This is a genomic window from Flavobacterium sp. B114r (genome assembly GCF_056824125.1).
Genome location: NZ_CP124858.1, coordinates 359,000 through 374,406, shown reverse-complemented (window position 1 = coordinate 374,406; position 15,407 = coordinate 359,000). Strand labels below are relative to the sequence as shown.

Annotated in this window: 13 protein-coding genes; all 13 read left to right on the top strand. The window is 32.6% G+C overall.

Annotated elements, in window-relative coordinates; translation table 11 throughout:
* The first annotated feature begins 2 nt into the window (after positions 1–2).
* The 13 genes from QLQ94_RS01760 to QLQ94_RS01700 all read left to right on the top strand — a co-directional run bounded on the left by QLQ94_RS01760 (position 3) and on the right by QLQ94_RS01700 (position 15,406).
* Entirely contained in the window at positions 3–1,394 is a 1,392-nt protein-coding gene (locus QLQ94_RS01760) for a UDP-glucose 6-dehydrogenase (protein ID WP_482499021.1), read from the top strand.
* 78 nt (positions 1,395–1,472) lie between these two features.
* Entirely contained in the window at positions 1,473–1,940 is a 468-nt protein-coding gene (locus tag QLQ94_RS01755) for a UpxY family transcription antiterminator (protein ID WP_482499020.1), read from the top strand.
* Positions 1,941–2,201: 261 nt separating this feature from the next.
* Positions 2,202–3,515 (top strand): nucleotide sugar dehydrogenase, encoded by a 1,314-nt coding sequence (locus QLQ94_RS01750; RefSeq protein WP_482499018.1) that lies wholly within the window; start codon positions 2,202–2,204, stop codon positions 3,513–3,515.
* An 11-nt stretch (positions 3,516–3,526) separates the two neighbouring features.
* Positions 3,527–3,949, top strand: coding sequence for an adenylyltransferase/cytidyltransferase family protein (locus tag QLQ94_RS01745; protein ID WP_131426039.1), 423 nt, complete (start codon positions 3,527–3,529; stop codon positions 3,947–3,949).
* A gap of 1 nt (position 3,950) precedes the next feature.
* Positions 3,951–4,952, top strand: coding sequence for a mannose-1-phosphate guanylyltransferase (locus QLQ94_RS01740; protein WP_482499016.1), 1,002 nt, complete (start codon positions 3,951–3,953; stop codon positions 4,950–4,952).
* Positions 4,953–4,964: 12 nt separating this feature from the next.
* On the top strand, positions 4,965–6,011 hold the full coding sequence (rfbB, locus tag QLQ94_RS01735; protein WP_482499014.1) for a dTDP-glucose 4,6-dehydratase: 1,047 nt from the start codon (positions 4,965–4,967) through the stop codon (positions 6,009–6,011).
* A gap of 51 nt (positions 6,012–6,062) precedes the next feature.
* Positions 6,063–8,498, top strand: a complete 2,436-nt coding sequence (locus QLQ94_RS01730; RefSeq protein WP_482499012.1) for an SLBB domain-containing protein — start codon at positions 6,063–6,065, stop codon at positions 8,496–8,498.
* Positions 8,499–8,506: 8 nt separating this feature from the next.
* On the top strand, positions 8,507–9,580 hold the full coding sequence (locus tag QLQ94_RS01725) for a Wzz/FepE/Etk N-terminal domain-containing protein (RefSeq protein WP_482499010.1): 1,074 nt from the start codon (positions 8,507–8,509) through the stop codon (positions 9,578–9,580).
* Between the two features lie 10 nt (positions 9,581–9,590).
* Positions 9,591–10,619 (top strand): FAD-binding oxidoreductase, encoded by a 1,029-nt coding sequence (locus QLQ94_RS01720; protein WP_482499008.1) that lies wholly within the window; start codon positions 9,591–9,593, stop codon positions 10,617–10,619.
* Between the two features lie 31 nt (positions 10,620–10,650).
* On the top strand, positions 10,651–11,427 hold the full coding sequence (gene rfbF / locus QLQ94_RS01715) for a glucose-1-phosphate cytidylyltransferase (protein WP_482499006.1): 777 nt from the start codon (positions 10,651–10,653) through the stop codon (positions 11,425–11,427).
* The gene (gene rfbG, locus QLQ94_RS01710; RefSeq protein ID WP_482499004.1) at positions 11,421–12,512 is read left to right on the top strand and encodes a CDP-glucose 4,6-dehydratase; all 1,092 of its coding nucleotides are present in this window, start codon (positions 11,421–11,423) and stop codon (positions 12,510–12,512) included. The genes rfbF and rfbG overlap by 7 nt, the downstream gene beginning before the upstream one ends.
* A 3-nt stretch (positions 12,513–12,515) precedes the next feature.
* Positions 12,516–13,580, top strand: a complete 1,065-nt coding sequence (locus QLQ94_RS01705; protein ID WP_482499002.1) for an NAD-dependent epimerase/dehydratase family protein — start codon at positions 12,516–12,518, stop codon at positions 13,578–13,580.
* Positions 13,577–15,406, top strand: a complete 1,830-nt coding sequence (locus tag QLQ94_RS01700; protein ID WP_482499000.1) for a thiamine pyrophosphate-binding protein — start codon at positions 13,577–13,579, stop codon at positions 15,404–15,406. The genes QLQ94_RS01705 and QLQ94_RS01700 overlap by 4 nt, the downstream gene beginning before the upstream one ends.
* The last annotated feature ends 1 nt before the right edge of the window (position 15,407 follow it).

Sequence of the window (15,407 nt, the reverse complement as noted above, 5' to 3'; positions counted from 1 at the left end):
AGATGAAAATTACAAAAATTTGTTGCATTGGTGCAGGTTATGTTGGAGGTCCGACAATGGCAGTAATTGCTCAAAAATGCCCGAATATTCAAGTGACAGTTGTCGATTTGAACGAACAAAGAATTAAAGACTGGAATGATCCCAATACAGATAATATTCCGATCTATGAGCCGGGACTTTCAGAAATAGTCGCTGAGGCAAGAGGACGAAATCTGTTCTTTTCCACAGAAGTAGAAAAAGCTATTGACGAGGCTCAGGTGATTTTTATATCAGTAAACACGCCAACCAAAACTTACGGAAAAGGAAAAGGTATGGCTGCTGATTTGAAATATATTGAACTTTGCGCCAGACAAATTGCCAAAGTCGCCAAACAAAATAAAATTGTAGTAGAGAAATCGACTTTGCCAGTTCGTACGGCCGAGGCCATAAAAAGCATTCTGGATAATACAGGAAATGGGGTTCAGTTTCAGATTTTATCAAATCCTGAATTTTTAGCTGAAGGGACAGCGGTTACCGATTTATTACATCCGGATCGAATTTTAATTGGAGGTGATACGACTCCGGAAGGGGAAGAAGCAATCAATGCTTTGGTTGATGTTTATGCAAATTGGGTTAGTAGAGATAAAATATTGACGACTAATGTCTGGTCGTCAGAATTGTCTAAGTTAACCGCAAATGCATTCCTGGCACAGCGTATTTCATCTATAAATGCCATGTCTGAGTTATGTGAAAAAACAGGTGCTGATGTAAATGAAGTAGCCAGAGCAATTGGAATGGATAGCAGGATTGGCCCGAAATTTCTAAAAGCATCAGTTGGCTTTGGGGGATCTTGTTTTCAAAAAGACATTCTGAATTTGGTTTACATTGCAAAATCTTATGGATTGAATGAAGTGGCCGATTATTGGGAACAGGTGATTATTATGAACGATCATCAAAAAAGAAGATTTTCAAATAAAATTGTTCAGACTCTATACAATACAGTTGCTGATAAGAAAATCACATTTTTAGGATGGGCTTTCAAAAAAGATACCAATGATACCCGTGAATCTGCCGCGATCTATGTAGCGGATGATTTGATTAACGAGCAGGCAAAAATTGCTGTTTATGATCCCAAAGTTTCAAGAAATAAAATGTTAAGTGATTTAGATTATTTAGAAACCAGAACAGGTGAAGAAAATAGTAATGCATTAACGATCTTAGATGATCCTTACGAAGCCTGCAAGGGAGCGCATGCCATTGCTATTCTTACAGAATGGGATGAGTTCACAACTTACGACTGGCAAAAAATTTACGATTCGATGCACAAGCCTGCTTTTCTTTTTGATGGAAGAAATATTTTGAACACAAAAGAACTGGAATCAATAGGTTTTATTTACAGAGGGATAGGCGCTTAATCAGTAACTATTGAGTTAAGATCTAATATGGAAGGTAAAGAAAATAGGTTTGCAATTTTGTTTCAATAAAAAGAAAAAATGAAGAATTGGTATGTAGTGTACACAAAACCCAAATGGGAAAAAAAAGTTGCAGAAAAACTTACAGAGGTTGGGATAGAATGTTATTGCCCGTTAATTACTCAAATGAAGCAATGGTCAGACAGAAAAAAGGCTATTGAGGTACCTCTTTTTAATTCCTATGTATTTGTTCAGTTAGAAGACGGGAATAGAAATTCGGTTTTTCAGGTTTCTGGTGTCGTTCGCTATTTGTTTTGGTTAGGGAAACCTGCAATTGTTAAAGACGGGGAAATCGAAATTATAAAGACTAGTCTTAAAGCTCCGAATATTAGTGATATTTCGGTGACTTCTATTCAGGTTGGAGACCGAATAAAATTAGAGACAGGAGTATTTAGTAATCAGGATGCAATAGTTCAGGAAATATCGAATACCTATTATACGCTGGTTTTGGAATCTTTAGGCTGTGTCCTTAAAATAAAATACAAATAATTTAGTTATATTGTGTAACTATTGGCATTCAACAGAAGGTAAAATTTCTCCAAATAGAAATTTTATCGTCTGTTTTTTTATTTTAGGGTGTTTTTTATGTGTTGATTGGTAAGGGGTTGGCATTTCTTATTTGTTAGTTTTTTCTGTATTACGGGAAACCGTATTGAATAAATTGACTTAATATGTTATATTTGCCGAAAATGAATTTAGAGTAGCTGTGTCAAACCTTTGTGACTCAGAAGGGCGAAGCCGTGAATTGTTATGACTGAAATAGATAAAAAAGAGTACAAATTGATCGAAAATATAAAAATAGCTATTGTTGGCTTAGGTTATGTTGGCCTGCCTTTGGCCAGATTATTTGCTACAAAATATTCAGTTATAGGTTTTGATATCAATGAATCCAGAGTAGTTTCTTTAAAATCAGGTACCGATACAACATTAGAAGTAGATGATGTTACTTTGCAAAGGGTGTTAGTGGATAATCCCAACACTGAAAAAGGATTGTATTGTACCACTTCCTTAAACGATTTGGCAGATTGTAATTATTTTATAATCACAGTTCCAACTCCGGTAGATAAAAATAATCGACCTGATTTAACTCCTTTGTATAAATCGAGTGAGTCCGTTGGTAAAATACTAAAAAAAGGAGATATCGTAATTTACGAGTCGACGGTTTATCCGGGTGTTACAGAAGAACAGTGCGTTCCTGTTTTAGAAAAAATTTCAGGATTAAAATTTAATGAAGACTTTTATGCAGGATATTCTCCAGAAAGAATAAATCCGGGAGACAAAGAACATACGGTTGAAAAGATTTTGAAGGTAACTTCAGGATCAACGCCAGAAATTGGTTTAAAAGTCGATGCTTTGTATAAGTCAGTAATTACTGCCGGAACACATTTAGCTCCAAGTATAAAAGTGGCAGAAGCGGCAAAAGTGATTGAAAACTCACAAAGAGATATAAACATCGCTTTTGTAAATGAACTGGCTAAAATATTCAATTTAATGAATATTGATACACAGGAAGTATTGGCAGCAGCCTCTACAAAATGGAATTTTTTGCCCTTTAAGCCAGGATTAGTAGGAGGGCATTGTATTGGTGTCGATCCTTATTATTTAGCACAAAGAGCTCAGGAATTCGGATATCATCCTGAAATCATTTTAGCAGGCCGACGTTTGAATGACAGCATGGGCGAATATGTGGCTTCGCAAATCGTAAAGCTGATGATTAAAAAAGGAATTTCGGTTAACGGAGCCAATCTCTTAATGCTGGGAATTACTTTTAAAGAAAATTGTCCTGATGTTCGTAACACCAAAATTGTTGATGTTGTAAAAGCATTAAAAGAATACGGTATTGTAGTAACCATATTTGATCCTCTGGCTAATGCGAATGATGTAAAAAAAGAATATAATCTAATAACAATTAACAGTCTTCCAAACGATAAATTTGACGCGCTAGTTTTGGGAGTAGCACATGCTGAATTTTTACAGCTGAATTTTGCCGAGTTGCAAAATGAGAACAGTTTAATATACGATGTAAAAGGAGTTTTGGGAACTATAGCAGATAACAGGCTTTAATTTAATAAATTATGAAAGTAGGAATAACTTTTAGCGCTTTTGATTTATTGCATGCCGGACACATTAAGATGTTAGAGGAGGCAAAAAGAGAATGCGATTATTTGATAGTAGGTTTGCAGACAGATCCAACACTTGATCGTCCTGAAAAAAATAGCCCTTCCCAAACGGTAGTAGAAAGATACATACAATTAAAAGGCTGTAAATTTGTAGATGAAATTGTTCCCTATGCAACAGAACAAGATTTAGAAGATATTTTAAGATCCTTTAAAATAGATGTACGTATTATAGGTGATGAATATCGGGAGAAAAACTTTACCGGGCGTGCTTATTGCGAACAAAAAGGAATAGAGTTATATTATAATGTTAGAGATCATAGATTCTCAAGTAGTAACCTAAGAAAAGAGGTTGCTGAGAAACAATTAAAAAAAATATAAGATGGTAGTGCCGATAACTCATGTTATTTTGACTGGTGGTGTGGGGAGCAGATTGTGGCCACTTTCAAGAAAAAGCCTGCCAAAACAATATTTGGAGATATTTGAAAATAAATCTTTATTCGAGATGACTGTTGATCGCAATAGTCATTTAGCGAATAAGGTAATGGTGGTAGGAAATGTAGATAATCATCATTTAAGTAGTAAAGTGATGGATAAAACCAAAACTTCTTACGTGAATATAGTGGAAGCGACACCACGAAATACTGCTGCCGCAATTGCTTTTGCTGCATTTGCTTCAAATCCGGATGATATCTTAATTGTAACACCTTCGGATCATATTATTGATAAAATGGAAGATTATAATCAAGCGATTAATGAAGCCATCTTAAAAGCGCAAGAAGGATTTATTGTAACTTTTGGTATTATTCCAACAAAACCGGAAACGGGATATGGTTATATCGAATCAAAAGGGGATAAAGTCGTTTCATTTCGCGAAAAACCCAATCAGACTACAGCAAAAGAATTCATTGCAAAAGGAAATTTCCTTTGGAATAGTGGAATGTTTTGTTTTAAAGCCAGCGTCCTTTTAGAGGAACTAAAACAATTCCAGCCTGATGTTTATGAGAAATCAAAAGCAGTTTGGGAAGCAAGCGAAAATGGGTTTTTAGATTTAAATTTATCATTAGAAATTCCATCCATCAGTATTGATTACGCTGTAATGGAACGCAGTAAAAAAATAAAAGTCGTACCGGCAGCTTTTTCATGGTCCGATTTAGGGTCATTCGAATCAGTTTATGACTATTTGGTTTCAAAAAATCACCCAGTTGATAAAAACGGCAATATGGTCATTGGTTCAGGTAAACACACTACTTTTCTGGGATTAAAAAATACTATTTTTGTCTATACCGATACAGCAAATTTAATTTTACAAAAAGAAAACTCACAAGATGTTAAGGATATCTATAATGAGTTGGAAAAAATAAATTCAAATTTATTAAATTAATTGAAATTTAAAATGAAAAAAATTCTTATAACCGGCGGTGCTGGTTTTATTGGGTCTCACGTAGTAAGACGTTTTGTAAATAAATATCCTGAATACCAAATCTTCAATTTAGATGCTTTGACTTATGCAGGTAATCTGGAGAATATTAAGGATATCGAAAACCAACCCAATTATACTTTTATAAAAGGAGATATCGTTGATGAGACTTTTATAGTTGAGCTTTTTTCATTACATAATTTTGATGGTGTTTTGCATTTGGCCGCGGAATCCCATGTCGATCGTTCTATTGAAGAACCTTTGGCATTTGTAAAAACAAATGTTATTGGAACGATGAATTTATTGAATGCTGCGAAAAATCAATGGAAAGATAATTTTGAAGGGAAACGTTTCTATCATATCAGTACCGATGAAGTGTATGGTTCGCTTGGAGTTGAAGGTCTTTTTACAGAAACTACTTCTTACGATCCTAATTCACCTTATTCAGCTTCAAAAGCAAGCTCTGATCATTTTGTAAGAGCTTATGGAGAAACGTATGGTTTGCCTTATGTTTTAACCAACTGTTCAAATAATTATGGATCATATCATTTTCCTGAAAAATTAATTCCTCTTTTTATAAATAATATTATAAATAATAAGCCATTACCTGTGTATGGAGATGGAAATTATACGCGTGACTGGCTTTTTGTTGAAGATCATGCTATTGCTATAGATTTAGTTTTCCACGAAGGAAAGAATCATGAGACCTATAATATTGGAGGCTTCAATGAATGGAAAAATATTGATCTGGTAAAATTACTATGCCAAATTATGGATCAGAAATTAGGAAGATCGGAAGGAACTTCTCAAGAATTGATTACTTATGTAAAAGACAGACCTGGACATGATTTACGTTATGCAATAGACGCATCGAAAATTAATAAAGAATTAGGATGGAAACCTTCTGTTACTTTCGAAGAAGGCTTAGAAAAAACAATTAATTGGTATCTTAATAATGAAGAATGGCTGCATAATGTAACCTCTGGATCTTATAAAGAGTATTATCAAAAACAATATTCATAAACAATAAACAATTTTATTTAAACCACACTTCAGGTTAAATTATAGTTTCATATGAAAAAGATAACATACGTTCTTACGCTGCTTTTTATTTTATTGTTGTCATTTAATGCGAATGCTCAGGACATACTCAAATCCAAAGATTTAAGTACTGTTAAAGTCGATTATTTGTCTGATGATGATTTGGCTAAAATTAGTGCTCAATTAAAAAGCAACAATGCTACAATTGATAGTGTAGAGTCAATGGCTTTATCAAAAGGCATGACTCAAACTGAGTTTAATAAGCTTAGAATTAAGCTTACTGAATATGAAAAGAAAAATGCTAAAGGAGTTACAAATGATAATAGTAAGCCAAAAATAGTAGATAAGGATTCGGATTTTGGAAGAAAACAAGAGACAATTAAAAATAATAAAGTAAAAGATTCAACTAATGCTTTAATTTTTGGATCTGAATTGTTTGATAATCCTACTTTAAATTTTGAACCTGATTTAAAATTAGCAACTCCTATGAATTATGTTCTGGGACCTGGAGATGAATTGCAGGTAAGTGTTTATGGTGTTCAGGAATATAATGCCAGTATACCAGTAAGTGTAGAAGGAAAGGTAACAATTGACTATGTAGGACAAATTTCGGTTTCCGGAATGTCAATCGAAGCCGCTACTCAAAAAATAAAAGCATCTATTGCCAGAGTATACAGTACAGTTAGCTCGGGGCAATCTCAGGTTAGTGTTAGTTTAAGTCGAATTCGTACCATTAAAATTACTATTGTAGGAGGAAAGCAACCCGGTAATTATTCTATTTCTTCTTTGGCAACAGTTTATAATGCTTTGCATTTGGCTGGTGGACCTGGGAAAAATGGAAGTTACAGAAACATTGAACTAATTAGAAATAATAAAGTTTACAAAAATGTAGACATCTATAAGTTTTTGGTGAAAGGAGATCAATCTGATAATGTGAGTTTGAAAGATAATGATGTTATTCGAATTCCAGCCTATAGTCAGAGGGTGACAGTTGAAGGGGAAGTAAAACGTCCCGGGATTTTCGAGATGAAAAAAGGAGAAAAGTTTTCTGATTTATTAAATTTTGCTTCTGGTTTTAATGAATTTGCCTATACTGCATCAGTAAATGTAATGCAGAAAACAGGAAAAGAATTTAAAGTGCATGATATCAATGAAAGTGAGTATAATACATATTTACCACAATCTGGAGATGTCTTCAGGGTTACTAAAATTTTAAATCGATTTGAAAATCGTATTAAAATTGAAGGAGCGGTTTTTAGACCGGATTATTATTCTTATAGCGAAGGAATGAGAATTTCTGATCTTATTACAAGAGCAGAAGGTCTTAAAGAAGATGCTTATACAAAAAGAGCAAGGATAATTCGTTTAAAAACAGATTTGACAACAGAAATTGTTAATGTAGATTTAAGTGCTGCTTTATCGGGAGATTTAAGTGCTGATTTAGAATTGAAAAGAGAAGATATCGTAACTGTCTACTCTATTTTAGATTTTAGAGAAGAATATAAAGTAACGATTGATGGGGAAGTAAAAAATCCTGGAGTATACGAATATTTTGAAAATTTAACTTTAAATGACTTGGTGGTACAGGTTGGTGGTTTTACAGGTTCAGCATCGAAAAGAGTTGAAATTGCAAGAATGGTAAAATCTGATGTGATTGACGATGCGGATCCAAAGCGTATTGAATTGCTTGAGCTCGAAATTACGGCAGACAATAACGAACAAGTAAAAAATTTCATTCTAAAACCTTTTGATGTTATTAATATTCGAAGAATGGCAGTTTACGAAAAACCGGAAGTGGTTTCAGTTGTTGGGGCTGTTAGTTATCCTGGTAAATATGTTTTAGCTAATAAAAAAGAGACTGTATATAATGTTGTAATGAGAGCAGGAGGATTAACTTCTATTGCGAATTTAGATGGAATGAAAATTAAAAGACCTATCAAACAGGAGCAAATTGATCAATTAGAGCGTATTGACCTTAATCTGTCTAAAAATGATACACTTAAAGAGAAGTTAAGCAAAAAGTTAAAAGAGGATTTAAAATATGTTACGATTCCTGTAAATTGGGAAAAAATTGTAAAGGATAAAAATCATTATTCTAATGTTACTTTATTTCCTGGAGACGAGATTGAAGTGGCAATTTATAATGAGGGAGTAAAAGTAACAGGAAACGTATTGTTGACATCGGAGATACCTTATAGAAATGGGAAAGGATTCAAATATTATATTAACTCGGTTGGGGGAGTTGATAGTAAAGGCTGGAAGAAAAAAGCGTATATCATTTATCCTAATGGAAAAGCCGATGTAACAACTTCATTTTTGTTTTTTAGATCTTACCCTAAGGTTGAACCAGACTCACAAATTGTAGTTCCTGAAAAACCTGAAAGGAAAAAAATGAGTGCTGGGGAATGGGCTGGGTTAGGAACTGCTTTTGCGAGTTTAGCATTATTAATTGTTACGGCATTTAAATAGAATTTTTAATGAAGGATAGTAAGGTTGTTGAAAACGATGAAATATCGTTAAAAGAATTATTTGAAAAAGCTAAAAAATGGTTTGACTATTTGCTTTCCAGATGGAAAATTATTCTATCAATGGGAATACTTGGCGGTGCTTTAGGATTAACATATTCTTTTCTGAAAAAACCTGTTTATACTGCTACTTTATCATTTGCTTTAGAAGATGATAAGTCTGGAGGTGGTTTAGGTGGTGCTTTAGGGTTGGCAAATTCTCTTGGTTTGGATATAGGAGGAGGTGGAGGGAGTATTTTTACTGGCTCTAATTTAACTGAGTTGTTTAAATCGAGATCCATGGTGGAAAAAACATTATTGTCTCCTGTTAAAAGTAATGGTAAAATTATCTCGTTAGCTGAGATGTACATTCAGAATAATGAGTGGAGAGAGTTATGGAAAGAAAAACCTAAATTAGCTAAGATTAAATTTCCACCCAATGCTGATCGAAAAAAATTTACGAGAGTGCAAGATAGTATAATTGGGTCTATGTATATGATTTTGTCTAAGACCTCTTTATCTGTGGGACAAAGAGATAAAAAAATATCAATTATTAGTATCGATGTCTCTGCAAATAACGAAATCTTTGCTATGCTTTTTTGCGAATCTTTAGCAAGTGAAGTAGGTAGATTTTACATAGAGACAAAAAGTAAAAAGGCAAGGATGAACATGGCTATTTTAGAACGCCAAGTTGATTCAATAAGAGGGGAACTTAATGGAGCTATTACAGGAGTAGCAGTAGCCAATGATAATACTTTTAATTTGAATCCTGCTTTGAATGTTCGTAGAGCACCTTCAGTTAGAAGACAAGTTGATGTACAGGCAAATACTGCTATACTGACTGAATTGGTAAAACAGGCTGAATTGGCAAAAGTTACTTTGCGCAGAGAAACACCATTGATACAAATTATTGATCGGCCAATTTTGCCATTAACAAAAGAGAGATTTAGTAAATCAAAAGGGATACTTTTTGGTGGATTTTTAGCGAGTTTTTTAGCAATTTTCTTTTTGTTACTTAGAAGATTTTTTAAAGAAATTATGAAATAATCATAATAAGATGAAAAATTATACTTTAAAAATTCAGGAAATTAAAAAAGAAACTAATGATACAGTTACATTATGTTTTAAACAACCGGGATTAAAAAAAATTAAATATTTAGCTGGCCAGTATTTAACGCTTCAATTTAGAATTAATGGAAGAAGATACATTCGACCTTATTCATTTTCTTCTACTCCTCTAATTGACCTTTCACTTAATGTAACTATAAAACGTGTTCCCGGAGGGATAGTTTCTAATTATATAAATGATCATATAAAAGTTGATGATGTAATTGAGGTTCAGGAACCATTAGGGGATTTTATTTTTGACACAAATGAATTAATAAAATCAGCTGTTTTTTGGGGAGTTGGAAGCGGTATTACGCCTCTTTTTTCAATGATAAAAGATTTACTAAAAGTTCATCCTGATATAAATATTTATTTGGTTTACGGTAATAAATCTAAAACAGCAGTGATTTTTTATGAGGAATTAGAAAAACTTAAATCAATGTATTCAGAACGTTTTAAGATATATTATTTTTATTCGAAAGAAGAATTTTTTGGTAACGAATCACATAATTTTCATGGAAGGATAAATTCTGATTTTGTTAGTGATCTGATAAAAAAAATTGGACAGCCTACAAGACATTATGTATGCGGACCGATCGGACTAAAAAACACAATTAAAGATTCTTTACTCGATCTGACAGGAAATTTGGATAACTTTTTTTCTGAAGATTTTGAAATTGTTAAAAATCCTGAAGATTTTAAAGATATAAATAATCAGGAAATTGTATTGAGTTTTCAAGGAGTTAAAAATAATATTACAATAAATAAAGGGAACTCAATATTAGAGGAAGCATTGGAAATGGGTCTTGAATTGCCATATTCATGTCAAACAGGAAATTGCAGTACATGTAAAGCAACTCTTAAATCAGGCGAATTAAAAATGATAGGATTAAGCAAACCTAGAACAGATTTGAATGAAAATGAATATTTATTATGCTGTAGTTACCCCATGACAAATAATGTTTGTGTTGAGATATAAATAAAAAATAATCATAGATAAAAATATAATAATGAAAGTAGTAATTTTTGCAGGTGGTTTCGGGACCCGTCTTATGGAAGAAACCGAAGCCAGACCAAAGCCGATGGTAGAGATTGGTGGAAAACCTATCTTGTGGCATATATTAAAAATGTATGAGCAACATGGTTACAATGAGTTTGTTATCTGTTTAGGATATAAAGCGACTTTTATTAAAGAATATTTTTATAACTATTATTTGCATAATTCTGATGTAACAATTGAATTAGCCAATAATAATATCAATGTTCATTATTCAGAAACTGAATCTTTCAAAGTTACATTGATTGATACAGGCTTGAATACAAATACAGCTGGAAGATTAAAACGTATTCAAAAATATGTTAAAGATGAAACTTTTATGCTAACGTATGGTGATGGCGTTGCAGATGTAAATTTATCTGAATTGCTTAAATTTCATAAATCGCATGGTAGATTGGCAACTTTAACTAGTGTACAGGTTCCTGGGCGTTTTGGAAATTTGGAAATAGGAAATGAAGGTGAGGTTGATAGCTTTATTGAAAAACCAGCTGGTGATGGAATGTGGATTAATGGAGGTTTTTTTGTTTTAGAGCCAGGAATTTTTAAATATTTAGAAAATGACGTTGAGGATATTCAATGGGAAAAAGAACCACTTGGAGCTATTGCTAAGGATCAACAATTAGCAGCATATAAGCACAATGGATTTTGGAAATGTATGGATGCTTTAAGAGATAGAGTAGAATTGGAAGCAATGTGGAATTCTGGAAATGCAAAATGGAAAACATGGTAGTTTCATTATTTGAAAAATTAAAAACATCTTATGATGGAAAAAAAGTCTTTTTAACTGGTCATACTGGTTTTAAAGGTTCTTGGATGTTAAAAACTTTATCTTTATTAGGAGCAGAAGTAAAAGGGTATGCTTTAGAACCTCAAACTAAAGATGATTTATTCCTTCTTATTGAGGGAGACAAAATTTGTGATTCTGTAATTGCAGATTTAAGAGATAAAAAACGGTTAGAGAAAGAGGTTCTAGATTTTCAACCTGATTTTGTTTTTCATCTCGCTGCCCAGCCACTAGTTCGTTTATCTTATGACATACCAGCAGAAACTTTTGGAGTAAATGTTATTGGTACAGCCAATGTATTAGACGCAGTTCGTTTATTAGAAAAAAAATGTGATGTTGTATTAATTACTACAGATAAAGTTTATCATAACAATGAGTGGATTTATCCATACCGTGAAAATGATAGATTAGGAGGATATGATCCCTACAGTGCCAGTAAAGCATGTGCTGAGCTTGTTATAGATTCATATCGTAATTCATTTTTTAATAATAAAATATATAACATTCACAGAAAAGCAATTGCTGTTGGAAGAGCAGGAAATGTTATTGGGGGAGGAGATTGGTCAAAAGATCGTTTGATTCCAGACATAGCGAAAGCCTTTGCAGCTGATAGAGCAGTAGTAATTAGAAATCCTAAATCAGTTAGACCATGGCAACATGTTTTAGAGCCTATTATTGGATATTTATTATTAGGTTCTAATCTGGCAGAAAATCCGCTTGAATTTAACCAGTCTTATAATTTTGGGCCCCATATATCAGATGCATTACCAGTTGAAGAAATGCTAAATCTAGCAATCCAAAGTTGGGGAAAAGGAGAATTTAAAGTGGAATTTGATGAGCATCAACCTCATGAAGCTGGATTGCTAAAATTAGACATTAGTAAAGCCATTACTGAACTAAAGTGGGAGCCGAGATTTGATGCGGAAAAGGCGGTTAATATGACTATTGATTGGTATAAAGCTTTTTTTGAAGATAATAAGAACATTTCAAGTTTCACATCTGAACAAATCAATTATTTTTTAAATAAATAGTAAATGCTCAATTATTTTGAAGATGATTTGAATTTAGTATTTGAAAATACTAAAAATATTTGGTCCAAAATTAGGAATAAGACAATATTTATTACTGGAGGTACTGGATTTTTTGGAATTTGGTTGATAATGAGTTTTGTCCATGTAAATAGAAAACTAGGATTAAATTCAAACTTAATTGTCTTAACAAGAGATAAAAATAAATTTATAAATAACTATAAGTGGATTAGGGAATATAATGAAATTAGTTTCTTAGAAGGTAATGTTTTAAACTTTGAGTTTATAGAAGATAAAATTGATTATATAATCCATGCTGCTACTGAAGCAAGTGTCAAATTAAATGACGAGCAGCCTTTGGTGATGTTTGAAACTGTTGTAAATGGAACCAAGAGAGTTTTGGAATTTGCTAAAATAAAAAAGGTTAAATCATTTCTATTCACAAGTAGTGGGGCTGTATATGGTAAACAACCTTCAGAAATTCAAAATTTATCTGAAAATTTCCGTGGGGCACCTCTTCCTTCCGATCCTATGTCTATGTATGGAGAGGGAAAAAGAATGGCTGAGGTTTTGTGTGCTGCCAATTATAAATTATTTGATTTACCAGTTAAAATTGCCAGATGTTATGCTTTTATAGGGCCATTTTTGCAATTAGATTCTCATTTTGCAGCTGGTAATTTTATTAAAAACTTAATCAATAATGAAGACATACTAATAGAAGGTGATGGTACGCCATATAGATCCTATATGTATTCAGCTGATTTGGTAGTGTGGTTATGGACAATACTATTTGAAGGAAAAGATAACAGTCCTTATAATGTTGGTTCAGATATTGCAGTTAATATAGCTGAATTAGCAAATTTAATTGCAAAAGAAGATAATTTGAGTAAAATAAAAGTTATAGTTAAAAAAAGTAAATCTGATGAACCAGTTTTAAGATACGTTCCAAATGTTGATAAGGCCAAAACTGAATTAGATTTAAAAATTTATACTGATTTAAAAACGAGTTTGACAAAGACAATTTTTTTTAATAAAAATATTTTAAACCTTTCGAAAAAAATAAAATTATGAAAGTATCCGATTTAATAGCAGATTTTTTGATAGATAATGAAATAAAGCATGTTTTTGGGATTATCGGTGCTGGAAATGCACATATTTTTGATTCAATTCAACAAAAAGGATATACTGAAATAATTTGTGTTCATCATGAACAAGCAGCTTGTATGGCAATGCAGACATATTATAGAACTAGTGGTAAAGTCACAGCGGCAATTTTAACAACTGGTGCTGGTTCAACAAATGGAATTACTGGTGTTGTGAGTGCTTGGGCAGATTCAATCCCTGGGATTATAATATCAGGAAATGAACATTCAAAATTTGTTGATTTACATAAAGATGTTAGGATGTGGGGAGTTCAAGGATATGACAGTCCTGCAATGGTTGAAAAGGTAACCAAATATGCATCCAAAGTTTCTGAAGCCAATTTAGTAGTTTATGAATTAGAGAAAGCATATTCAATTGCTACACATGGCCGTCCTGGCCCATGCTGGATTGATATACCAATGAATTTGCAATCAAGTAATATTGAAGAGAATGAAATAGTTCATTTCAAATCAACAGAACTTCCGGAATTAAATTTAGATTCTGATCTAGAATTATCAGAAAATTTAAATTTAATTACAGACGCTTTAGCCAAATCAAAAAGACCATTATTTTGGTTTGGTAACGGTATTAGATTAGCTAATGCTGAATTATTTTTAGAACCGCTATTAGAAAAATATAATATACCAGCTTTGGTAACTTGGGCAGGTATAGATTCTATAGATTCAAACCATCCATTAGTATATGGAAGGGCAGGAACTTATGGGCAAAGAAGTGCTAATTTTATTCTTCAAAATTGTGACTTGTTAATTTGTATCGGGACGAGAATGGCAATCTCGCAAATTGGTTATGATATCAATGAGTTGGCAAGGGAAGCAGAGATAGCAGTAGTAGATATTGATAAATTTGAATTAGATAAATATAGAGAAAGATATAAATATTGTATAAATGCTGATGCTGGTGTTTTTATAAAGAAAATGCTTAATAAAGAACTAGATCAATCGTTAGATTTTTCAAATTGGATTGAAATTTGCAATAATTATAGAGAACAATATCCTTGGTTCAGTTCAGATGATCATCCTGATAAAGATGGATTTATCAATTCTTATCAGTTTATGGAGAAGTTAAACTCTCATTTAAAACCAGATCAGCATATTACAACCGATATGGGCACAGCACTTCTAAGTGGTCACCAGGTTTTAAGAATTGGGAAAGAACAGAGATTGATGACTTCTACTGGATTAGGGGAAATGGGGTATGGTCTGCCGGCAGCGATTGGAGCCTCTGTCGCTAGAGGAAAAGGTGAGGTATTGTGCCTAAATTGTGATGGTGGAATGATGATGAACTTGCAAGAATTGCAAACCGTCGTTCACTATAAATTACCAATAAAACTTTTTATCTTTAATAATGATGGTTATTTAATGATAAAACATACTCAAAATGCTCTTTTTAATGGGAGAAGAGCTGGTGTAGATAGTAATTCGGGAGTGACATGTCCTAATTTTAGTGCATTAGCTACAGCCTTTGGAATACCTTCATTTCAAATTAAAACTTGGGAAGATTTTGAAAATGTAATTCCTCAAGTACAAGAAATCGATGGTTCTGTAATTTGTGAAGTATTTATGCATCCATATCAATTATTTGTTCCAAAATTAGGATTAGCTATTCAAAGTGATGGTAGCTTAATATCACCTCCTTTAGAGGACTTGTCTCCATTTATTTCACGAGAAGAATTGAATAAGAACATGTTAAATGGTTTGCATCCTAAATCATCTAATATCGAAGTTAAAATATAAC

What these genes read in the sequence shown, in the direction of transcription:
- QLQ94_RS01760 (WP_482499021.1), top strand. Translation starts at nt 3, where the DNA reads ATGAAAATTACAAAAATTTGTTGCATTGGTGCAGGTTATGTTGGAGGT.
- QLQ94_RS01755 (WP_482499020.1), top strand. Translation starts at nt 1,473, where the DNA reads ATGAAGAATTGGTATGTAGTGTACACAAAACCCAAATGGGAAAAAAAA.
- QLQ94_RS01750 (WP_482499018.1), top strand. Translation starts at nt 2,202, where the DNA reads ATGACTGAAATAGATAAAAAAGAGTACAAATTGATCGAAAATATAAAA.
- QLQ94_RS01745 (WP_131426039.1), top strand. Translation starts at nt 3,527, where the DNA reads ATGAAAGTAGGAATAACTTTTAGCGCTTTTGATTTATTGCATGCCGGA.
- QLQ94_RS01740 (WP_482499016.1), top strand. Translation starts at nt 3,951, where the DNA reads ATGGTAGTGCCGATAACTCATGTTATTTTGACTGGTGGTGTGGGGAGC.
- rfbB (WP_482499014.1), top strand. Translation starts at nt 4,965, where the DNA reads ATGAAAAAAATTCTTATAACCGGCGGTGCTGGTTTTATTGGGTCTCAC.
- QLQ94_RS01730 (WP_482499012.1), top strand. Translation starts at nt 6,063, where the DNA reads ATGAAAAAGATAACATACGTTCTTACGCTGCTTTTTATTTTATTGTTG.
- QLQ94_RS01725 (WP_482499010.1), top strand. Translation starts at nt 8,507, where the DNA reads ATGAAGGATAGTAAGGTTGTTGAAAACGATGAAATATCGTTAAAAGAA.
- QLQ94_RS01720 (WP_482499008.1), top strand. Translation starts at nt 9,591, where the DNA reads ATGAAAAATTATACTTTAAAAATTCAGGAAATTAAAAAAGAAACTAAT.
- rfbF (WP_482499006.1), top strand. Translation starts at nt 10,651, where the DNA reads ATGAAAGTAGTAATTTTTGCAGGTGGTTTCGGGACCCGTCTTATGGAA.
- rfbG (WP_482499004.1), top strand. Translation starts at nt 11,421, where the DNA reads ATGGTAGTTTCATTATTTGAAAAATTAAAAACATCTTATGATGGAAAA.
- QLQ94_RS01705 (WP_482499002.1), top strand. Translation starts at nt 12,516, where the DNA reads ATGCTCAATTATTTTGAAGATGATTTGAATTTAGTATTTGAAAATACT.
- QLQ94_RS01700 (WP_482499000.1), top strand. Translation starts at nt 13,577, where the DNA reads ATGAAAGTATCCGATTTAATAGCAGATTTTTTGATAGATAATGAAATA.